This window comes from Pseudoxanthobacter sp. (assembly GCF_036822375.1).
Classification (GTDB): domain Bacteria; phylum Pseudomonadota; class Alphaproteobacteria; order Rhizobiales; family Segnochrobactraceae; genus Pseudoxanthobacter.
On record NZ_DAISHT010000001.1, the window covers coordinates 68026 to 69212 of the forward strand.

1 protein-coding gene is annotated in these 1187 nt (G+C 69.0%); it reads right to left on the reverse strand.

What is annotated here, in order from left to right; translation table 11 throughout:
* Window positions 1-92: 92 nt before the first annotated feature.
* Window positions 93-989 carry a proline iminopeptidase-family hydrolase gene (locus tag V7067_RS00295; RefSeq protein ID WP_334173865.1) on the reverse strand — a complete coding sequence of 299 codons (897 nt, stop codon included), beginning with the start codon at window positions 987-989 and terminating at the stop codon, window positions 93-95.
* Between the last annotated feature and the right edge of the window lie 198 nt (window positions 990-1187).

A 1187-nucleotide genomic window follows, 5' to 3' on the forward strand; every position in this document is an offset into this window, starting at 1 on the left:
GGCGAAAGACGGGCTGCAGCGAAAGACAGGCCGGGAGGACGAGAAAGCAGAGACAGGACGCCGGGCGCCCTGCCGTGTCAGGCGGCGGCGTGTCAGACAGCCGCGGCCTGCACGCGCCGCAGGAAAGGCAGCAGGGCGTCGTCGAAGGCCTTCGGCTCCTCATAGAACGGCATGTGACTGGAGTGCTCGAAAATCACCAGTTCGGCATGCGGCAGGCGCGCCCGCATCTTTTCCGCGCAGGCCGGCGTGTGGGCATCGTAGCGGCCGACCATGATCTGCACCGGAACCCGGATGCGGTGCAGGTCGGCAAGCCGGCTCCAGTGCTTCAGCGTGCCGGTCGACAGAAAGGTGTTCGGGCCCCGCATCGCCTCATAGGGCGCCCTGTTCCACGCACGCAGGGAGCGTTCCAGCGGCCGGGGTGCGCGCTTGAGGCGGCAGACGTGGCGATAGGTCAGCAGCGTGATCGCCGCCATATATTCCGGATGGTCGAACTCACCGGCCGCCTCATAGGCCGCCATCATGGTCACGGTCTGCTCGCCCAGCGGCAGGCGCAGGCGTGCCAGTTCCTGCCCGAGGTGCGGCAGGTCGGCCGCTGTGTTCTCCAGCACCAGCGCGCGCACGGCCTGCGGATGCGTGAGCGCATATTCGATGGCCAGCCACCCGCCCCACGAGTGACCGAGCACGACCATCTGCTGAAGCCCCAGCGCGACGCGCACAGCCTCGATCTGGCGCACAGAGCCTTCCAGCGACCAGAAGGCCGGGTCCGCCGGCCGGTCGGAAGCGCCGCAGCCCAGCGCATCGAAGGTCACGACCCGCAGGCCGTGACCGGCCAGAAAGGAATGGGCAGCGCGCAGATAATCGCACGGCAGGCCCGGCCCGCCGGCAAGGCACAGCACGGCATCCGGCCCGCTGCCGAAGGAATAAGTGGCCACGCGGTGGCCACCGACATCCACGGCAAGGGTCTCGTCCGGCTCTCGCTCATTCCACATCGCAGATCTCCGGGTTCCGGGTCAGAGGACTTGAGGGCGACAACAGTGGCACCGGTCCGTGCCCGTTCGATGGCAGCGCTGCCGCGACCGGCCGGATTCCGGCCGCCGGTCGCCCCGCTTGCAATGCAAGGGCCGGCCGGCACCGCAAAACGGCACCGGGCAAGAGCGGCACATCGGGCAAGAGCGGCACACCGGGCA

Bases quoted from the DNA above. Each gene is read 5' to 3' on its own strand.
- V7067_RS00295 (WP_334173865.1), bottom strand. From the start codon at position 989: ATGTGGAATGAGCGAGAGCCGGACGAGACCCTTGCCGTGGATGTCGGT.